Below are 17,796 nucleotides of genomic sequence, written 5' to 3'. Positions count from 1 at the left end.
ACGTCGAGAGGGTGGGAATGCGGGTGAGCAGGCGTGGTTTTCTGACTGGAGCATCCCTCGCGGCGACGGCAGCCATGGCGGGCTGCTCGCCGGGCGGATCCTCGAACGGCAAGGCGGACTACATCTTCCGGGGCGGATCGGTGCTGCCGGTGGCCGGTGGCGCTCCGGAGGTGGAGGCGCTGGCGGTGGCCGGCGGGCGGATTCTGGCGGTCGGGTCGGAGGCGGATGTGCTCGGATTGCGCGGATCCGCCACGAGGACAGTGGATCTGGCTGGGAGGACGCTGCTCCCGGCCTTCGTGGAGGCGCACAGCCATCCCTCGCAGATCGCCTCGGCGCTCGCGCCGCCCGCCGTGGATGTGCGGCCGTTCACCGTGCCGACCGGGGCGCAGGTGTGGAGCGCACTCGCCGACACCGTGGCGACGACGCCTAAGGGCACGCCGATTCTGTTGTACGGCATCGATATTCTGCTGCAACCGGGGCTGGAGCTGCCGACACGGCAGCAGCTCGATCAGCGCGCACCCGACAACCCGGTGGTGATCGTGGCCAATAGCGGGCATGCGGCCTACGCCAATTCGGCTGCGCTGCGACAGGCCGGGATCACCGCCGACACCCCCGATCCCACTGGCGGAAAGTACGGGCGCGATGCCGACGGGCAGCTGACCGGCGAGGCCGCCGAAACTCCGGCCATTCTGGCCCTGGTCGCGCCGTACGAGAAGGTGCTCGCGCCCAAGATGGCCGACAATATGCGCTGGGCCTACGGGCAATTGGCGCAGGCGGGCATCGCGACCTGTAGCGAGCACACCTACTCGGCCACACTCGCCGAGCTGTACGAGACGATCTCCGGTGAGGCCGACTGCAAGCTGCGGGTGCGCGGATACGAGATCGGCACACCGGAATTGGCTTCGAAGGCACAGCATCTGGGTGGCGGCTATTCTGGCGGCGACCAGCTCTTCGCGCAGATCGGCATGAAGCTGTGGGCGGACGGCTCACCGTGGCAGGGCAATATCGACACCACCTTTCCGTACCTCACCGACGAGACCACCGCGCGCATGGGTCTCGGCCCGGACCATCACGGCGGAATGAACTACACGCCGGAGCAATTCGACAGGCTGGCACAGGCTTTCATCGCACAGCGCTGGCAGCTGTCGACGCATGTGCACGGGGACGCGGCCATCGACAGCGTGCTCGACGCGTACGAGCGCGCGCTCGCCGCCAGTCCGATCGCCGATGCGCGGCTGCGACTGGAGCACGTCGGGGCCATGCGGCCCGACCAGTTCGCTCGCGCCGCCCGGATGGGCGTCACCACCAGCCTTTTCATCGAGCACGTCTACTACTGGGGCGATGTGCTGGTCGACGAGCTGTTCGGGCCGGAGTACGGCGGGCACTGGATGTCGGCCAAGGCGGCGCTCGACGCCGGTGTGCGCATCTCCTTCCACAATGACGGCACCGTCACCCCGCCCGATCCGATCGGCAATATCGCCACCGCCGTCACCCGGACCGCCAGGGGCAGCGGGCAGGTGCTGGCTCCCGAGCAGCGCATCGGGGTCGACGAGGCCCTGCGCGCCCAAACCATCGATGCCGCTTGGCAATTGCATCTCGATCGCGACACCGGCAGTCTGGAGCAGGGCAAATTCGCCGATCTGGTGGTGCTGTCCGGCAATCCGCGCAGCACGCCACCGGAACAGTTGCGCGAGTTGAAGGTCGAGGCCACCTACCTGATGGGCCGCCAAACCTTCGGTGAACCACTGGCCTGAGTTAGCGTGGTAGCTCGGCCGGAGACACAGCTCGGTCGTGGAGACACAGAAGAATACGGAGCAGATGCCGTTTGTTACGCGCGGGGGCGTACGGATCCACTACAGCGACAGTGGGGGGAGCGGGCCGCCGATCGTGCTGGCGCACACGCTGTTTCTGGATCAGGGGATGTTCGAGCCGCAGGTGGCGGAGTTCGGGCGCAAGTATCGGATCATCCTGATCGATTCGCGCGGGCACGGGCCGAGCGAGGACGACGGAACGCCGTTCAGCTATTGGGATCTGGCGCGGGACGCGTGGGCCGTGGTGGATGCCCTCGGCCTGGATCGGGTGACGGTGGGCGGGGTTTCGCACGGGGCGGCCACCGCGGTGCGCATGGCGCTGCTGGCGCAGTCGCGGGTGGACGGGCTGATCCTGGTCGGGTCGGGGGCGAACGCGTTGACCGCGGAGCGGCGGGCCGGATATCGGGAGGTGATCACGGCCTGGACGGACGGGGAGCCGTTCGGGCCGGTGGCGCGCACGGTGTCGTCGCTGATCATCGGAAACGATGTGGCGCAGGTGCGGCCGTGGCGGGACAGGTGGCTGGCCGGTGATCGCACGCGCCTGCGCGGGGCGGGGGAGTGCGCGGTCAATCGGGATGCGGTGCTCGAGCTGCTCGAGGCCGTGCGCTGCCCGGTGCTCGTGATCCGGGGCACGGGCGACCACGACACCGATGCCGGTGAGTCCGCCGAGCTGGCAGCGGCTTTCGGGGTGCCGGTGCACGCGATCGACGGTGCGGCCATGACGCCGAATCTGACGCATCCGCGCGAATTCAACGCGCTGCTGCGATCATTCCTGGCGCGGGACTCCCTCAACCGACCGGGGCCTGGTCGGTCAGCCCGATGAACAGCTGATGCGCCGGGCCGGGGGCGGTGCTGCGGTAGCGCTGCACCCGGACCTCGAAAATCGTTGCGGTGCGCGGATTCCGGAGCAGAAAGGCCGGATCGCTGCGGCCGATGCACACGTGCCCGGCCGTCCACATGCGCCGGAAGTCGGGGTGCTCGCTGAGCTCGCGCAGCACCGCTTCCACCTCGCCGGGGTCGCGGGCCAGCGCGGCGTAGGCGCGGAAGCGGCCGACCATCAGATGTGCCTCGCGTTCCCACTCCTCGACCACTATGCGGGCGCGGGGGTCGGTGAACATCCAGCGCAGCACGTGGCCGGTGCCGGTGAGACCGGGCAGGGCGTCGTCGAATGCACTGTTGTGGTCCACGATTCGCCAGCCGTCGTCCAGGACCGCGGCCAGGTGCGGGAGCAGGCCGTCCAGGGTGGCGCGCAGGGTGGGGTCGGCGGTGCGCAGCGGCGGTGCGGCCGGAGCCGAAGGGCGTTGCTGGGCCAGGTGATACAGGTGCGTGCGGTCGGCCGGGTCCAGCTCCAGAACCGTCGCCAGGGAATCCAGAATGGCCGCACCGGGATTGAGCGCCTCGCCCTGTTCGATCTTGGCGATATAGCCGAGGCTGGCGTGGGTGGCCTCGGCCAGTTCCTTGCGGGTGAGACCGGCCGGGTGCGCTGTGGTGGCGCGGGCGCGGCGGTCGCGGATGAACTCGGCCAGCGTGGGGACGCGTAGCGGGCCGTCGGAGGGTGCGCCAACGGTGTTGTCTGCCAACGGGTGTCCTTTCGCTCGTCTTGTCGAGGATAGGCACGCGGAGTGATCGCGCGCCTGCGGTCAGATACTGAAAATGTGTGTTTCACATCTCGGTGCCCCTGGCGGTGGTAGCGGTGCCGGGTGCGGCTCCGGGCGGTGGCGCCGCCTGCGCGGAGAGCATCTGACTGGGGTATCCGAGAAGTTGCCAAGTGCCACTTCACATTCGATATTGGCAAGGTGAATTCGATGTGGCCGGAACATGGGGGACTGCATTCGCGTGCCATTCGAATCGGCGACTCCGCCTTTCCCTACGAATTCGGCGCGGACTGCGCCGGGGAAATCGCGGACCGGCTCGCCGAATTGAATGCCGATCTGCTGATAATCGTGACCGACGACCGGGTGCGCGAGGTGTACGCCGATATGCCTGCGCGCCTGGCCGGGCGCACGCCGTTCCTGCTGCTGTCCCATCCCGCGGGCGAGTCCATGAAGACCATGACCTGTCTGTCCCGGCATCTGGACGCAGCGTTGCGAGGTGGCGCCACCCGGCGCTCGGTGGTGGTGTCCTTCGGCGGCGGGGTGCCGGGAAACCTGGCCGGGCTCATGGCGAGCCTGCTTTTCCGCGGCGTGCGCTTGGTGCACGTACCCACCACGACCATTGCCGCCATGGATTCGGTGCTGTCGTTGAAACAGGCGATAAACAGCCCGATCGGGAAGAACGCACTCGGCACCTATTACGCGCCGACCGCCGTGTACACCGATGTGCGATTCTTCGAAACCCTGCCGGTGCGCGAATTGCGTTCCGGCCTGTGCGAAATGGCGAAGAATTGCCTGGCGATCCAGCCGGAGGCGATCGACGGGTTGCGGGCGGTGATCGCGGGCGGCGACCTGGCCGCGCCCCGGGCGCTGCGGTGGCTGCTGGACGCCAGCATCGCGGCGAAAACGGCGGTGACGCAGGGCGACACCTTCGAACGCGGCTCGGGACTGGTACTGGAGTACGGGCACACCACCGGGCATGCCATCGAACTGTGTGATCACCGGGCGCGCGGGGCGGCCGGACTGTCGCACGGCGCGTCCATCGCACTGGGAATGCTGGTGGCCGCGCACATCTCGCACGCGCGCGGATGGCTCTCCGACGATGCCGTGAGTCTGCACTACGAGCTGGTGACCGGGCTGGGCGTGGAACCGTGCCTACCCGCCGGGATGACCGTCGAACAGGTGCTGCGGGTCGCCGCCGACGACAACAAGCGCGGCCACCTCGAAACGCCCACGGACGCCCTGCCCTTCGTGCTGCTGCGCGCACCGGGGCGACCGGCGATGACCGGTGACCTGCCGCTGGTCCCGGTCGCGCTGCCGGAGCTGCGCGAAGCGCTCGAGGTGATCGCCCGGCGTCCAGCGCGCCCGGCGAATCCCGCCGCGCGACAGCTGATCTGACGGCCCGCTGTTCCCGACGACCACGGAGGTTCCATGCTGGCCATTCATGGCGGCCCACCGGTCCGCCGCGCCGCGTCCTGGCCGCGCTGGCCGCAGTACGACGAGAGCACCGAGCGAGAACTGCTCGCCGCCTTGCGCTCCGAGCGCTGGTCGGTCAGCTGGTACGCCCCCGACGGCGGCAAATCCCGGGAGCGGCTGTTCGGTGAGGCGTTCGCGCGCTACCACGACGCGGCCTACGGGGTGAGCGTCGACCACGGCTCGAGTGCACTGGTGATCGCTTTGGAAGCACTGGGCGTGGGCCCCGGCGACGAGGTGATCGTTCCGGCTGTCACCTGGGTGGCTCCGGCCACGGCGGTGCTGCGCGTGGGTGCGACACCGGTGCTGGTGGATGTGGATCCCGAATCCGGCTGCCTCACCGGCGAATCCATTCGCGACGGGCTCTCGGCGCGGACGCGGGCCGTGATCGCGGTCCATCTCGCCTGCACCACCGTCGATCTCGACGATGTCCCGGCGGCCACCCTCGCCACGGGGCTGCCGCTGATCGAGGACTGCTCACAGGCGCACGGCGCGCGCTGGGCGGGCCGTGCGGTCGGCACCTTCGGCAATGCGGGCGTGTTCAGCCTCGGCGCGGCCAAAACCCTGGCGGGCGGCGAGGGTGGCGCGGTGATCACCGACCGGCAGCACCTTTATCAGCGAATGCTTCAGCTGCGCGCGGATTCTCGCGGCTACACGCCGGGCGTACCCGGGGTCGGCGAGTACGAGCTGGTCGAACGCGGTGAGATCATGGGCGCGAACTACTGCATGTCGGAACTGACAGCGGCGGTGTTGCTGGATCAGCTGCCCCGGCTCGACGCCCAGAACGAACTGCGGGAGCAGCGCGCCAAGGAACTCGAGGCCGGGCTCGCGGACATCCCCGGGCTCGCGCCCGTGCCCGTGCCCGCGCCGGTCGATCGACGGGCCATCTACGAGTACGGAATCCGTGTGTGTCCCGGCGCTTTCGGCGCCGCGCCGGTCGAGGCGGTTGCCGCCGCACTGACCGCCGAGCTGGGTACCCGCGTCTATCCGCCGCGAGATCCGTTGCACCGCAGCATCCTGCTGCGCCCCCGGACGAAGCCGCGTTTCGCGCGCCTGCCCGATGCCACGTGGGATCGCATGACCGGCCGGGATTTCCCCGGGGCAGACCACTACCGGGATCACACCCTGCTCCTGCACCACAGCGTCCTGCTGGGCGATACGGCCGACATCGACGGCATCCTCACCGCGCTCGACAAGGTCCGTACCCGCTCCGACGCCCTGTCCGCCGCCTCCGGCTGCTCGCTCACGAAAGGCGCTCGCCCATGACGACTTCCGATCTGATGACGGACTGGGAGGGGCGGGTGGTGGACGGCATCCGCCTGCGCCGGGCGCGCGAGGACGACTGGGATGCCCTGCGCGACTGCTATGACCGTGCTTTCGGTGGCGTGCGGGCGGCCGACTTCGAGGCTTGGAAGCGGCAGTTCCTGCTTTCGGATGTCGTAGTGGCCGAGGACGTCTCGGAGCCCGATGCGCCCTTCGTGGTCGGCACGGTGGCAGTCGTGCGCATGTCCGTGTCGGTCCCCGGCGGCGGGCAGCTGAAGGTCGCCGCCTGTGCGCAGGGGATGGTGGCCACCACCCACCAGAAGCGCGGCCTCTACGCCAAACTGCAGGCCGAAACCATGTACATCGCGGTGGAATCCGGCGCGGAGGTCTTCGCCGCCATGCCCGGCCCCGGTGCCAGTTACAGCTATGTCGGCGTCGCGGGCCACACCCGGCGACTGCGCATCGACCGGCGGCGAGCGAAACTCGGTGCGGCAGTAGCGGAATCGCTTCCAGCGGGGAGGACGGGGCGCGCGGCGCAGACGGCCGGCTCGAACGGGCTGCCGACGGCGCGGGAGATGCGGCCGGGTGCGGCGCGGGAGCTGCTGCGCGAGATCTACGACCGGTGGCAGCGCGCGACGCCCGGGGCGCTGAGCCGGGGCGAGCACTACTGGCCCGCGACCTATGACGACAGCTCCTGCGTCATCGTTCACCCGGATGGGTACGTGCTCTACGACCTGGTCGGCGACACCGTGCTGGTGCGCGATTTCTGCGCGGTCACCCTGGCGGCGCACCGGGAGTTGTTGCGCTGCTTGCTCGGTCACGGCGAGTACGCCGAGATTCTCATGGAGACCGCACTGGACGATCCCACCCCGCTGCTGCTGGAGGATCCGCGCGGAGCGGCGACCACTGCGGTCGATCCAGGGGTGTGGATGTGGATTCTTGCTGCGGCGAAGGCTTTTCAGGTGCGGTCCTATCGCGCCGACTTCCACGGCGTGATCGAGATCGTCGACCCCTACGGTCTGACGCCGGGCCTGTTCACCCTCGATGTCACTGTGGGACAGGGCAGTTGGGAACCCGCTCCGGACACCGCGCGAGCCGACCTGCGGATCGGGCCGATGGAGCTGGCGAGCGCCTATTTCGGCGCGTACACCCCGCAGGAACTGCATCGCGCCGGGCGGCTCGAGGAAATCACCCCCGGTGTCGTGCGGGCCCTCGACGCCGCACTGGCCCCGGCTCAGCGGCCCTTCAACATCACTCCCTTCTGATCCACCGAGCATGAGGACAGCCATGTCAGATCTACGTCCCGGGCGGTTGACCGCCGCCGCGAAGAAATTCCTCACCTGGGATGCGAACCCGGCGGTCTTCGGCATCACCATCCCCTGCCCGGTGCCGGTGGCCATGCGGCTGGAGGATGCGCAGCGGCTGGTCAATGCCCTGATCGACAATCATGAGGCGCTGCGCAGCCGGTACAGCTACGGCGAGAACGCCGGGTGCCTCATCGAACCCGAGTCGGGCGGTGAGCTCGACCCGGCCCGCCTGGATGTGCGCACGGTCGATATCGAGGGCCTCGAACCCGATGCGCTGGTGGCGCTGATGGAAGAGGAGTCGATCAAGAACAATATGCGGCTGGATCCGCCCGCCGGGAAGATCGTGACGGCGGTGCTGCTGACCCGGTCGTACGACGTGAGCATTCTGCTGCTCACCGCTCACCACATCGCCATCGACGGGGTGGCCATGTGGGTGCTGTGGGACGACGTCGCCACCTATGTGCGGCAATGGGAAGCGGGCGAACCGATTTCGCTGCCGCCTGAAGCCATCACCGGGTCGGAGTGGGCCGAGTTCCTGGACGAGCTCGCGCCGAGCCGGGCGGGGGAGTTGGACTACTGGCTGTCCGCCACCGACAGTGAACCGAATGTGTTCAGCCGGGAGGTCACCCCGGAGTCGGTGCATCTGGACGGCGTCATCGACGGTGCGGCGGCCCAGCGGCTGCTGGTGGACCTGCCCGCCGCGTACGAGGCCAGCTACACCCGAATCCTGCTCGTCACACTGGGTTTGGCCATCGAGGACGTGACCGGGGTGGCCCGGTCCATCCAGGTGCAGAAGCACGGCCGCTACAGCCGCCTGCGGCCCGGCACCGATCTGGCGCGCACCGTGGCGTGGCTGTCCGACGACTACCCGTGGCTGCTGCGGCCGGTGCCCGGCACCCTCGAGACGCGGCTGCGCGATGCCATCGCCACCTATCCGGCGCATCCCGAGGACTTCACGCTGCTGTGCTGGCATCATCCCGAAAGCTGGCCGCGTTTCATGACTTTCAACTTCCCCAAGTTCTACTTCAACTTCCTCGGTGATGTGGGCGTGTGGATTCCGGGAGCGCATTCGCGTGAGCAGGCGCGGCTGACCATGTTCGATATGAGTCTGTTCCTGGGGACCAGCAAACCGGAAGGCGTTGAGCAGGTGCACTATTCGGTGCACTCGCCGGATGGCGGGCTGGGGGCCGAGCGGGTGCGCGAGATCGTGGACCGGTGGCGGGAGATCATCGAGACGGTGGCGGCCCGATGAGCCGGCTGATCATCACCGCCATCGGCAGTCGCGGGGATATCGCGCCGCTGCTCGGGCTCGGGGCGGGATTGCGTGCGGCCGGGCACGAGGTCGGGGTGGCCGCCCACGAGGTCTTCGCCGATCTGGTGATCGGGTCCGGGCTCGAATTCCTGCCCATGGCAACCAATCTCGACATCGATATGACCAATACCGACATCTCCGATCGGCGCGGCATCGGATGGGCGTTCGCGTCGCCGCAGGGCGTGCGGGCCATGGGTGAGGGGATGATCGCGGCCCTGCGCGATGTCCCCGCCGATGCGCTGCTGCTCGGGCAGCTGACCGAGTTCGCCGGTTTCCAGCTCGCGGAGTCCAAGGGGATTCCGGCCGTCGGACTGCGTTTCCAGCCGACCTCCGCGACCGCCGCTCATCTGCCGAGCAATATGGGGCCGTATTCCCTTGGCGGGGCGGGTAATCGGCTCGCCGCGGAGTTCGGCACCTGGATCGTGGATCGCGTCTATGCCGATGTCGTCGCGGGCTTCCGCCGCGATCTGGGCTTGCCCGCCGTCTCCGCCCGGGAACTGCGGCGTCGCCGCACCGCGTCGGAATGGCTCGTGCTGCACGGCTATTCGCCGGAAGTTCTGCCTCGTCCCGCCGATTGGCGGCCCGGCCTGGAAGTCACCGGCTACTGGTGGCCGCCGCGTCCCATCGACTGGGAGCCGCCCGCCGAGCTCGTGCGATTTCTGGCGGATGGTCCGGCGCCGGTATTCGTCGGCTTCGGCAGCATGGTCGACAGCGCCGCCCGCAGCGCCGAGGTCTCCGCACTCGTGGGTGCGGCGCTGCGCCGGGCGGGAGTGCGCGGCATCGTCCAATCCGGTTGGCTGCGAATGGATGTCACCGCCGACGACGTGCTGACCATCGGCGAGGTCCCGCACGATTGGCTGTTCCCGCAGATGTCGGCCGTGGTGCATCACTGCGGCGCGGGCACCGCCGCCGCGGGCCTGCGCGCGGGTGTGCCCGCCGTCGGCGTACCGGTCTATTCGGACCAGCCTTTCTGGGCGCAGCGGCTACAGGCTCTCGGCGTCAGCGCCGCGACCATTCCGCACCGGAGGCTGTCCGTGGACCGGCTGGCGACCGCCATCCGGCGCGCCACCACCGACAGCACCCTGCGCGGCAACGCAATTCGTCTCGCCACCCGCATCGACGCCGAAGACGGTGTCGGCCACGCCGTACGGGCCATCGAAGCCCGCCTGACGGGAGTGCACGCATGAGCCGGTTCGTCATCGCCTCCATGGGCACCCGTGGCGACGTGGCCCCACTACTGGATGTCGGCCTGCGTCTGCGCGACGCCGGCCACGAGGTGGTGGTGGCCGCCCACTGCCTGTTCCGCGACCTGGTCACCGAGTGCGGTCTCGAATACCGGCTCATGGGAGCCGATATCGAGGTCGACATGTCCGACCCGTACGCGGTCGACCTGAGCGCCCACGGCCTGTCGGACGTGACCAGGCTGGCCTGGCCCGAAGGTCAGCGCTTCCTAGGCAACGGCCTGCTCGAGGCCCTCGCCGACGAACCCGCCGACGCCCTGCTGCTCAGCCCGCTCGCCGAATACTCGGGTTTCCAGCTGGCGGAGGCCAAAGGTATTCCGGCGCTGGGCCTTCGACTGTTCCCGCAGTCTGCGACCGCCGACCACGCCCCGAGCCACTTCGGCGGCAAGCATTTCGGCGGCCTGGGCAACCGGCTCGCCGCCGACGCCGGAGCCTGGTTCTTCGACACCCTCTACCGCGAACCCGTGGCGGAGTTCCGTCGCGACCTGGGCCTGCCCAAGGTCTCCGCCAGGGAATTGCGCCGCCGCCGCACCGAAGCGGGATGGACTGCCCTGCACGGCTATTCGCCGAGCGTCTCACCCCGCCCGGCCGACTGGCGTCCGGGTCTCGAGGTGACCGGCTACTGGTGGCCCCCGCGTCCCGTCGGCTGGGAGCCGCCCGCCGACCTGGTGGACTTCCTCGACGCCGGCCCGCCTCCGGTCTTCGTCGGTTTCGGCAGCACCACCGAGGGCATCGACCGCCGCGCCGAGTTCTCCGAGATCGTCAGCACGGCCCTGCGCCGCTACGGCGGGCGGGCGCTGGTGCAGGCGGGCTGGCTGAACCTCGACATCACCGGTGACAATGTCCTCCCCATCGGCAGCGTCCCCTACGACTGGCTGTTCCCCCGCATCTCGGCCGCCATCCACCACGCCGGCGCCGGGACGACCTCCGCCAGCCTGCGCGCCGGTGTCCCCTTCGCCGCCGTCCCGGGCCAGGCGGACCAGGGCTTCTGGGCCCACCGCATGCGCGTCCTCGGCGTCAGCCCCGCGACCATCCCGCTCCGGAAACTCTCGGTCGATGCCCTGGTCGAGGCTCTACGGGAACTGACCACCGTGGACTCCTACCGCGACAACGCCGCCCGCCTGGCATCCCGCATCGCGCAGGAGGACGGTGCGGGCGTTGCGGTGAAGGTCATCGAACAAGTCGTCGCTCAGCGCTGAAATCCGCTGCAGAACCGCCAGATGATCTCGGCGGCATCGAACTGGCGGGTCACCGTGCCCACCAGCGACTCCGGCAGGCGCTGGTCCCGGCCCGGCCACGTATGCCCGCCCCCCACAACGGAATACAGCTCGACCCTGCTGCCCGCCGCACACTTCGCGGAGATCTCCGTGACCACCGAGGTTCCGTCGTTGGTCAGCGGCGGGAGGCTGGTCCGCACCGGCTCGCCGTCGCACCGATTGCGGCCGCGCCACAGTGCCTGCGTCGCGTCGACCGACAACACCGGTGCGGTTCCCGAGCCCCCGCGATGGCCTCCGGTCACCCGCACCACACCACCGTTGTAGGGGACGATCGGGTCTGCCGTGCCGTGAATCTCGAGCACCGGCAACGGTACGCCCGGTGTGCACCCGTGCTCGTCGGCCTGCGGCAAGGTTCCGGATACCGGTGCGATCGCCGCGAGCCGCCCCGCCAGCGCGCACCCGAGAAACTGAGTGAACATGCCGCCGTTGGACAATCCGGTGGCATAGATCCGGGCAGGGTCGACGCCGTGCTCCGCGATGATCCGATCGATCACGGCGCTCACGAAAGCGATATCGTCCACTCCCGCCGCCCCGGCCTTGGTGTCCTCGCCGCGCCCGTCGTTCCACGAGTGCTCGTACCCGGCCGGATAGACCGCGACGAACCCCTCCCGATCCGCGAGGTCGTCGAACCCGGTGCCGTCGATCATGTCGGCCGGGGATCCACCGCCACCGTGAAAGATCAGCACCGCGGGCAGCTTCCCGCTCCCCGGCCGCGATGGCGTGTGGACGACGTATTCCCGTTGCCGCCCACCGGATTCCATCGAGACGGTCATATCCTCGTCCGGCACCGAGGCAGCGCGGCCGAAGTCCCTGCCGCAACCGGCGGCGATCAGCAGCACACCTATCGCCGTACCCACCGCGATACAGGACCTCCACATGACACCTGTCTACCAGCCCGGATCATCCAGGAGCACAGCGTCTCTTTCAGGAGCACGCGCCTTTCAGGAGCCGAGGACGCGCGTGAGCCAGGGGTTGGTGAAGACGTCGTCGGGGTCCTGTGCCGCACGGACCTGCTCGAAGACCTCGAACTCGGGGTAGCGGGGTGCGAGGTCGGCGGCGGTGAGGTCGAAGTACTTGCCCCAGTGGGGGCGGGCCTCGGTGGTGGCGGTGCGGATGGCTCGGGTGGTGGCGGCGAAGTACGGGTAGGGGTCGAGGGCGTGGAACTGCATGATGTCGATGGTGAGGCTCTCGCGGCGGTAGTTGTTGCTCAGCGGGATGTCGCCGTCGCTGCCCACGAAGCGGAGGGAGATGACGAAGCCCGCCAAGAATGCGGGGGTGGGCCGAGGGCCGATGGTGGTGTGCAGGGCCCGCACGGCCGCACGCCAATCCTGCAGGGGGACAGACCATTCCATCTCGATGTGCCGGGGTGGCAGGTCGGGGAGGGTCAGGCAGCGCCAGGAGATGTCGGCGGGGCCGGTGCCGGATTCGCGGCTGGAGGCGGCCAGCCGGATGGCCGCCGGGATGGACTGCCGCGGGCGCACGGTGGAGGCGGCGGTGAAGAGCGCGCCGGCCAGGTGGCGGTCGAGCAGCGTGCCGCGGACCCAGCGTTGCAGGGAGTGGGAAAAGCCTTGCGGGGCAATCGGATCGTCCGTCGGGATATCGGTGACGCACTCTACGTGATCGGTGTAGGGGAAGTAGTAGAAGCGCGCGTAGGGGTGGGTGCGGGCGATGGTTTCGCCCTCGGCGAGGAACTCGTCGAGGGTGAGCATGCGGCGCACCGGGCGCAGGGTGAGGGCCTGCACCACTTCGAGTTCCACCTCGAGCAGGATGCCGAGAGCTCCCAGGCCCACGCAGGCCGAGCGGAAGAGATCGGCGTGGCCGGCGTCGTCGCGGGTGACCGTCGTGACGCTGCCGTCGGCGCGTAAGAGCTTGAGGGACACCACGAGTGAACTGAGCGAGCCCACGTGGATGCTCGCGCCGTGGGTGCCCGTGCTGAGGGCTCCGGCGATGGTCTGTTCCCGGATCGCGCCCACATTGACCAGGGTCAGGTTGCGGGACTGGAGTTCTCGCAGCAGGGCGTCGATGGTGATGCCCGCCTCGACGGTGACCGTGCCCACGGTGGCGGGCATGGGCGGGCGGGGCCGTTCGATGTCGTAGCGGCGCACCGCGAGGACGCGGTTCAGCCGGTCGAGCAGCAGCGCGGCCGAATCGGCGGGGGCGGAGGCGATGTCGTTGAAGCTGTGCCCGGAACCGATGGGGCGCAGGTGGCGATGGCGGCCGGCGCGCACCGCGGTGACGAGTTCGTCCTGGGTGGTGGGGCGCAGGATCGCGGTGCCGGGCCCGGTCAGGCGGGCGTGCGAGCCCCAGATGCGCGGTGTGGCCATGGTTCAGGCCCGCTGCCAGTCGACGACGACACGGTTGGTGGGGAAGCGGGCGATCAGGCGCAGGCGCTGTGACTCCACCTCGTACTCGCGCACGATATCGGTGCCGTCCCAGTCCGGCAGTCCGGCCAGCTCGGCGTGGTGGATGACGGTGTTGCCCTCGACCTCCCAGGTGCCGGCGTACACCACCGTCTGGAGCGCGGAGACGCCCAGACGCAGCAGCCCCGGCAGTTTGGGCACGGTGAACAGAACCCGGGCCAGGCCGTCGCGGGCGGCGAACTCGTCGGGTTGCGCACCCAGCTTGGGGCGCTGCGCCGGGCCGAGGATGCACTGCACATATCCGGACTCGGTGTAGGTGATGTAGCCGAGCGGGTCGCTGCCCATCGGCTCGGCGGTCGAACCGTCGGCGCGTTCCTGGCGCAGGGACAGCAGTTTCCAGGTGCCGACGAGTTCCGCGGGGCGATGAGCGTTCACGGTCGACAGTGAAAACGCCGAGGCCGGGCGGCCGCCAGGGGTGCCGCGAACAGTGGCCGCTGGGATCAACGCCTTGACGTTTCCGGCCAACCGCGGACGACCCGCTCTCTGCGACGCTGAGGCGCAGAGAGAAGGAATGGTGTTGTGAATCAGTTCGACTACGACTGGATCGTCGTCGGCTCCGGTTTCGGCGGCAGCGTGAGCGCGTTGCGACTGGCCGAGAAGGGCCACCGGGTTGCCGTCCTGGAGGCGGGCTACCGGTTCGCGGCCGGGGATTACGCCGAGAGTGCGTCCGATATCCGCCGGTACTACTTCGCCCCGCGCCTCGGCCTGCGCGGCATCGTCCGGACCACGCTGTTCAAGGATGTGCTGATCGCCACCGGCGCGGGCGTCGGCGGCGGTTCGCTGGTCTACGGCAATGCGCTGTACCGGGCGCAGCCGGGCTTCCTGCGCCACCCGCAGTGGGCGGAACTGGCCGATTGGGAGACCGAACTCGATCCGCATTACCGCACCGCCGAGCACATGCTCGGCGTCACGCCGTATGACGCCGACACCCCGGCCGGACTGCTGCTGCGCGAATACGCGGAGTCGAACGGACTGGGGGACAAGCACACTCGCAGCAATGTCGCGGTATTCCTGGGCGAGCCCGGCAAGACCGCACCCGATCCCTACTTCGCCGGGGACGGCCCCGACCGGATCGGCTGCACCCGCTGCGGCTCCTGTCTGATCGGCTGCCGGTACGACGCCAAGAACACCCTCGACAAGAACTACCTGTGGTTCGCCGAACGCCGCGGCGTGGATATTCAGCCGGAACGCACGGTGATCGATATCCGCCCGCTCGGTGACGATCCGTCCGGCGCGGACGGCTACGCGGTGACGACCGTGCGCACCGGCCGCTGGTTCCGGCAGGAGCGGCGGACGGTGACCGCGCGCGGCGTGGTGCTGGCCGCGGGCGCGCTCGGCACGGTGCGACTGCTGTTGCGCTGCAAGGGAAACGGCTCCCTGCCCAACCTGTCGGAGCGGACCGGCGAGCTGGTGCGCACCAATAGCGAAACCGTGCTCGTGGTCCGCACCCCCGACGACGGCCGCGACTTCACGCGCGGCGTGGCGGTCATGTCGGACTACGAACCGGACCAGGACACACACATTCAGCCCGCCACCTACGGCGCGCACAGCGACGTCATGTCGCTGATCACGACACCGGCTGTGACACAGGGCAATCGCCGCACCCGCCCGCTGCGCTTCGTGCTCGACGCGCTGCGCAATCCCGTGCGGTTCGCCCGGGCGAACCGCATCAAGGGTTCGGCCGCCCGCTCGATCGTGCTCACCACCATGCAGGCGTACGACAACGCCATGGCCCTGCGCGTGCGTTTCCGGCTGCCCGGCGGCTACCCGGTCCTCACCACCGAACAGGACCCGGCCAACCCGATCCCGACCTATGTCGAGGCCGGATACCGCGCCGCGAACTGGATCGCCCAGCGCACCGGCGGCGTGGTGAAAGCCGCTGTCTCCGAAGCGATCTTCTCGATCCCCAGCACCGTGCACATCCTCGGCGGCGCGGCCATCGCCGCCGACCCGGAACACGGCGTGATCGATGCCCGCCACCGCGTCTTCGGCTACCGGAACCTGCTCGTGGCCGATGGCGCGGCGCTGCCCGCCAATATCGGCGTCAACCCCAGCCTCACCATCGCCGCCCTGGCCGAACGCGCCATGAGTTTCGTGGACGCCGCCCCCAATGCTGTTGCCGCGCAGCCCATCCGATTCGGCACGGCGACGCGGTCCTGAATCCGGGTGCGCCGGAGTGGGGATCGGCCCGCTCCGGCGCACTCACCTACCCGCGGCCGTACACCAGCCGGATGGCCCGCACGATCAACCGGTCCAGCCCGGGCCCGCGCTGAAAACTGGTGAGCGGCAGCGGCCCGGTCCGAACCGGCTTGCGGCCCAGAGCCTTCGGCGCGTTGCGGCCCACCCAGCGCAGATGCTCCAGCACCATCGCGATCTCCAGCATCTCGGACGTGCGGTCGGTCTGGAGTAGATCGAAGGCCGAACAGGGGACGGGACGCCAGAGTCGGAGACCGCCGCGGCGGGTTCGGCATATTCCCTGGCGAGTTCTGTAATGCCCGCGGAGACCGGTGAATTCTACCGTCGAGAGTGCGGAAAAGTGCCGCATTGCATCAATGATGATGGAGGGAACTCGCATGGGTATGCCGCAGCACGAGGTGGTGATCGTCGGCGCCGGGTTCGGCGGGATGGGAGCCGCGATCCAGTTGCGGCGCGAGGGCATCGACGACATCCTCATTCTGGACCGCGAGCAGGATCTGGGCGGCACCTGGCATGTGAACCGGTACCCGGGGATCGCGGTGGACATCGCCTCGGTGACGTATTCGTTCTCCTTCGAACCGAATCCGAACTGGTCTCGGCTGTTCGCGCCCGGGGCGGAGCTGAAGCGCTACGCCGAGCACATCGCGGACAAATACGATCTGCGCAGGCACATGCGGTTCGGAGTCTCGGTGCAGGGCGCGCGCTGGGACGCCGAGCACCGGTACTGGGTCGTCACGCCCGCCGAGGGCGAACCGATCACGGCGCGCTATCTGATCGGCGCGACCGGCTACCTGTCACAGCCGCGCAATCCGGATATCGAGGGCCTGGACAGCTTCGCGGGCACCGTGATCCACACCGCGGACTGGGACGGCTCCTACGATCCGGCGGGCCGGCGCATCGCGGTGATCGGCACCGGCGCGACCTCGGTGCAGCTCGCACCCGAACTGGCCCGCACGGCCGCCGAACTCACCGTGTACCAGCGCACCCCGATCTGGGTGGTACCCAAGATCGACGCTCCGATCCCGCCGGCGGTGCAGACCCTGTTCGCGAAAGCGCCTGCCGCGCAGCGGGTCATGCGGGTGGCCAATACCGCGATGCTGCAGACGCTGATCGCCGGCATGCTGCACTACCGGCAGTTCCGGTTCCTCAACAAGACCGCCGCCGCCATCGGCCGCGCGCACCTGCGCATGCAGGTCAGTGATCCGGCCGTCCGCCGAAAGCTCCAGCCGCACTACGAATTCGGCTGCAAGCGGCCCACGTTCTCGAATCTGTACTTCGCTATGTTCAACCGTCCGAACGTGCGCCTGGAGACCACCTCCATCGCGCGCATCGAATCCGACGGCGTCGTCACCACCGACGGCAACAAGATCGTCGTCGACACCCTGGTGCTGGCAACCGGATTCAGCTTGTGGGAGACCAACTTCCCGGCCTTCGAGATCATCGGGCGGGACGGCCGCGATCTCGGGAAATGGTGGCGGGAGAACCGCTTCCAGGCCTACGAGGGCGTCACCGTGCCGCATTTCCCGAATTTCCTGGGCCTGGCCAATCCCTACTCGTTCAACATCCTGTCGTACTTCTACACCATCGAAGAACAGATGGGTCATCTGAAGCACCTTTTCGGACAGCTGAAACGGCGCGGCGCAAAGGTTTTCGAGGTCACCGAGGCGGCCAATGCCCGATACCTGGAACGCATGACCGAACTGACCGGCGACAGCATCATCATCAATCCCAGCTGCTACACGTCCAACACCTACTATCTGGACCCGAACGGTGATCCGTCCCTGGTTCGGTTCGGGGCCAATGGCGCGATCCTGAAGAAGGGCCGTTTCCCGATCGGCGACTACACCTACGCCTGACGATCCACGTTCCGGCAGAACGAGAAACGGCCCGCGCCGGAAAGCGCG

Annotated in this window: 15 protein-coding genes; 10 read left to right on the top strand and 5 right to left on the bottom strand. The window is 68.9% G+C overall.

Annotated features, from left to right (window positions below):
* Positions 1–17 precede the first annotated feature (17 nt).
* Entirely contained in the window at positions 18–1,754 is a 1,737-nt protein-coding gene (locus H0264_RS36150) for an amidohydrolase (protein ID WP_181581688.1), read from the top strand.
* A 64-nt stretch (positions 1,755–1,818) separates the two neighbouring features.
* Positions 1,819–2,634 carry an alpha/beta fold hydrolase gene (locus tag H0264_RS36145; protein ID WP_181581687.1) on the top strand — a complete coding sequence of 272 codons (816 nt, stop codon included), beginning with the start codon at positions 1,819–1,821 and terminating at the stop codon, positions 2,632–2,634.
* Here the strand turns inward: H0264_RS36145 and H0264_RS36140 are convergent.
* Positions 2,600–3,391 carry a helix-turn-helix transcriptional regulator gene (locus H0264_RS36140; RefSeq protein WP_181581686.1) on the bottom strand — a complete coding sequence of 264 codons (792 nt, stop codon included), beginning with the start codon at positions 3,389–3,391 and terminating at the stop codon, positions 2,600–2,602. The two genes, H0264_RS36145 and H0264_RS36140, sit on opposite strands and share 35 nt — an antisense overlap.
* Positions 3,392–3,616: 225 nt before the next feature.
* Between H0264_RS36140 and H0264_RS36135 the strand changes: the two genes are divergently transcribed.
* Genes H0264_RS36135 through H0264_RS36110 form a run of 6 tightly spaced genes read left to right on the top strand, consistent with a single transcriptional unit; the run spans position 3,617 to position 11,198 of the window.
* On the top strand, positions 3,617–4,801 hold the full coding sequence (locus H0264_RS36135; RefSeq protein ID WP_181581685.1) for a 2-deoxy-scyllo-inosose synthase: 1,185 nt from the start codon (positions 3,617–3,619) through the stop codon (positions 4,799–4,801).
* Between the two features lie 33 nt (positions 4,802–4,834).
* Positions 4,835–6,142 (top strand): DegT/DnrJ/EryC1/StrS family aminotransferase, encoded by a 1,308-nt coding sequence (locus tag H0264_RS36130; protein ID WP_181581684.1) that lies wholly within the window; start codon positions 4,835–4,837, stop codon positions 6,140–6,142.
* Complete coding sequence (locus tag H0264_RS36125) at positions 6,139–7,404, top strand: GNAT family N-acetyltransferase (protein WP_181581683.1); 1,266 nt, start codon at positions 6,139–6,141, stop codon at positions 7,402–7,404. The genes H0264_RS36130 and H0264_RS36125 overlap by 4 nt, the downstream gene beginning before the upstream one ends.
* 22 nt (positions 7,405–7,426) lie before the next feature.
* The gene (locus tag H0264_RS36120; protein ID WP_181581682.1) at positions 7,427–8,698 is read left to right on the top strand and encodes a condensation domain-containing protein; all 1,272 of its coding nucleotides are present in this window, start codon (positions 7,427–7,429) and stop codon (positions 8,696–8,698) included.
* Positions 8,695–9,945, top strand: a complete 1,251-nt coding sequence (locus tag H0264_RS36115) for a glycosyltransferase (RefSeq protein ID WP_181581681.1) — start codon at positions 8,695–8,697, stop codon at positions 9,943–9,945. The genes H0264_RS36120 and H0264_RS36115 overlap by 4 nt, the downstream gene beginning before the upstream one ends.
* On the top strand, positions 9,942–11,198 hold the full coding sequence (locus H0264_RS36110) for a glycosyltransferase (protein ID WP_181581680.1): 1,257 nt from the start codon (positions 9,942–9,944) through the stop codon (positions 11,196–11,198). Before H0264_RS36115 ends, H0264_RS36110 begins: the two co-directional genes overlap by 4 nt.
* Here the strand turns inward: H0264_RS36110 and H0264_RS36105 are convergent.
* The 3 genes from H0264_RS36105 to H0264_RS36095 all read right to left on the bottom strand — a co-directional run bounded on the left by H0264_RS36105 (position 11,189) and on the right by H0264_RS36095 (position 14,071).
* On the bottom strand, positions 11,189–12,133 hold the full coding sequence (locus H0264_RS36105; RefSeq protein ID WP_244976052.1) for an extracellular catalytic domain type 1 short-chain-length polyhydroxyalkanoate depolymerase: 945 nt from the start codon (positions 12,131–12,133) through the stop codon (positions 11,189–11,191). The genes H0264_RS36110 and H0264_RS36105 overlap by 10 nt on opposite strands.
* Before the next feature lie 84 nt (positions 12,134–12,217).
* On the bottom strand, positions 12,218–13,600 hold the full coding sequence (locus tag H0264_RS36100) for a D-arabinono-1,4-lactone oxidase (protein ID WP_181581678.1): 1,383 nt from the start codon (positions 13,598–13,600) through the stop codon (positions 12,218–12,220).
* 3 nt (positions 13,601–13,603) lie between these two features.
* The gene (locus tag H0264_RS36095) at positions 13,604–14,071 is read right to left on the bottom strand and encodes a lipocalin-like domain-containing protein (protein ID WP_181581677.1); all 468 of its coding nucleotides are present in this window, start codon (positions 14,069–14,071) and stop codon (positions 13,604–13,606) included.
* Between the two features lie 144 nt (positions 14,072–14,215).
* On the opposite strand from H0264_RS36095, the gene H0264_RS36090 reads away from it, so the two are divergent.
* A complete protein-coding gene (locus tag H0264_RS36090) occupies positions 14,216–15,856 on the top strand; it encodes a GMC oxidoreductase (protein ID WP_181581676.1) in 1,641 nt (546 codons plus the stop codon).
* Between the two features lie 46 nt (positions 15,857–15,902).
* Here H0264_RS36090 and H0264_RS36085 read toward each other — a convergent pair whose 3' ends face one another.
* Positions 15,903–16,064 carry a hypothetical protein gene (locus tag H0264_RS36085; RefSeq protein ID WP_181581675.1) on the bottom strand — a complete coding sequence of 54 codons (162 nt, stop codon included), beginning with the start codon at positions 16,062–16,064 and terminating at the stop codon, positions 15,903–15,905.
* Positions 16,065–16,269: 205 nt separating this feature from the next.
* Between H0264_RS36085 and H0264_RS36080 the strand changes: the two genes are divergently transcribed.
* Complete coding sequence (locus H0264_RS36080) at positions 16,270–17,748, top strand: flavin-containing monooxygenase (protein WP_181581674.1); 1,479 nt, start codon at positions 16,270–16,272, stop codon at positions 17,746–17,748.
* Positions 17,749–17,796: the final 48 nt, after the last annotated feature.

The organism is Nocardia huaxiensis (assembly GCF_013744875.1).
GTDB lineage: Bacteria > Actinomycetota > Actinomycetes > Mycobacteriales > Mycobacteriaceae > Nocardia > Nocardia huaxiensis.
The sequence above is the reverse complement of the archived record's forward strand: the minus strand, read 5'-3'. Positions and strand labels throughout refer to the sequence as shown.

What these genes read in the sequence shown, in the direction of transcription:
- H0264_RS36110 (WP_181581680.1), top strand. Translation starts at nt 9,942, where the DNA reads ATGAGCCGGTTCGTCATCGCCTCCATGGGCACCCGTGGCGACGTGGCC.
- H0264_RS36115 (WP_181581681.1), top strand. Translation starts at nt 8,695, where the DNA reads ATGAGCCGGCTGATCATCACCGCCATCGGCAGTCGCGGGGATATCGCG.
- H0264_RS36085 (WP_181581675.1), bottom strand. Translation starts at nt 16,064, where the DNA reads ATGGTGCTGGAGCATCTGCGCTGGGTGGGCCGCAACGCGCCGAAGGCT.
- H0264_RS36100 (WP_181581678.1), bottom strand. Translation starts at nt 13,600, where the DNA reads ATGGCCACACCGCGCATCTGGGGCTCGCACGCCCGCCTGACCGGGCCC.
- H0264_RS36145 (WP_181581687.1), top strand. Translation starts at nt 1,819, where the DNA reads ATGCCGTTTGTTACGCGCGGGGGCGTACGGATCCACTACAGCGACAGT.
- H0264_RS36125 (WP_181581683.1), top strand. Translation starts at nt 6,139, where the DNA reads ATGACGACTTCCGATCTGATGACGGACTGGGAGGGGCGGGTGGTGGAC.
- H0264_RS36130 (WP_181581684.1), top strand. Translation starts at nt 4,835, where the DNA reads ATGCTGGCCATTCATGGCGGCCCACCGGTCCGCCGCGCCGCGTCCTGG.
- H0264_RS36080 (WP_181581674.1), top strand. Translation starts at nt 16,270, where the DNA reads ATGGGTATGCCGCAGCACGAGGTGGTGATCGTCGGCGCCGGGTTCGGC.
- H0264_RS36150 (WP_181581688.1), top strand. Translation starts at nt 18, where the DNA reads ATGCGGGTGAGCAGGCGTGGTTTTCTGACTGGAGCATCCCTCGCGGCG.
- H0264_RS36135 (WP_181581685.1), top strand. Translation starts at nt 3,617, where the DNA reads ATGTGGCCGGAACATGGGGGACTGCATTCGCGTGCCATTCGAATCGGC.
- H0264_RS36120 (WP_181581682.1), top strand. Translation starts at nt 7,427, where the DNA reads ATGTCAGATCTACGTCCCGGGCGGTTGACCGCCGCCGCGAAGAAATTC.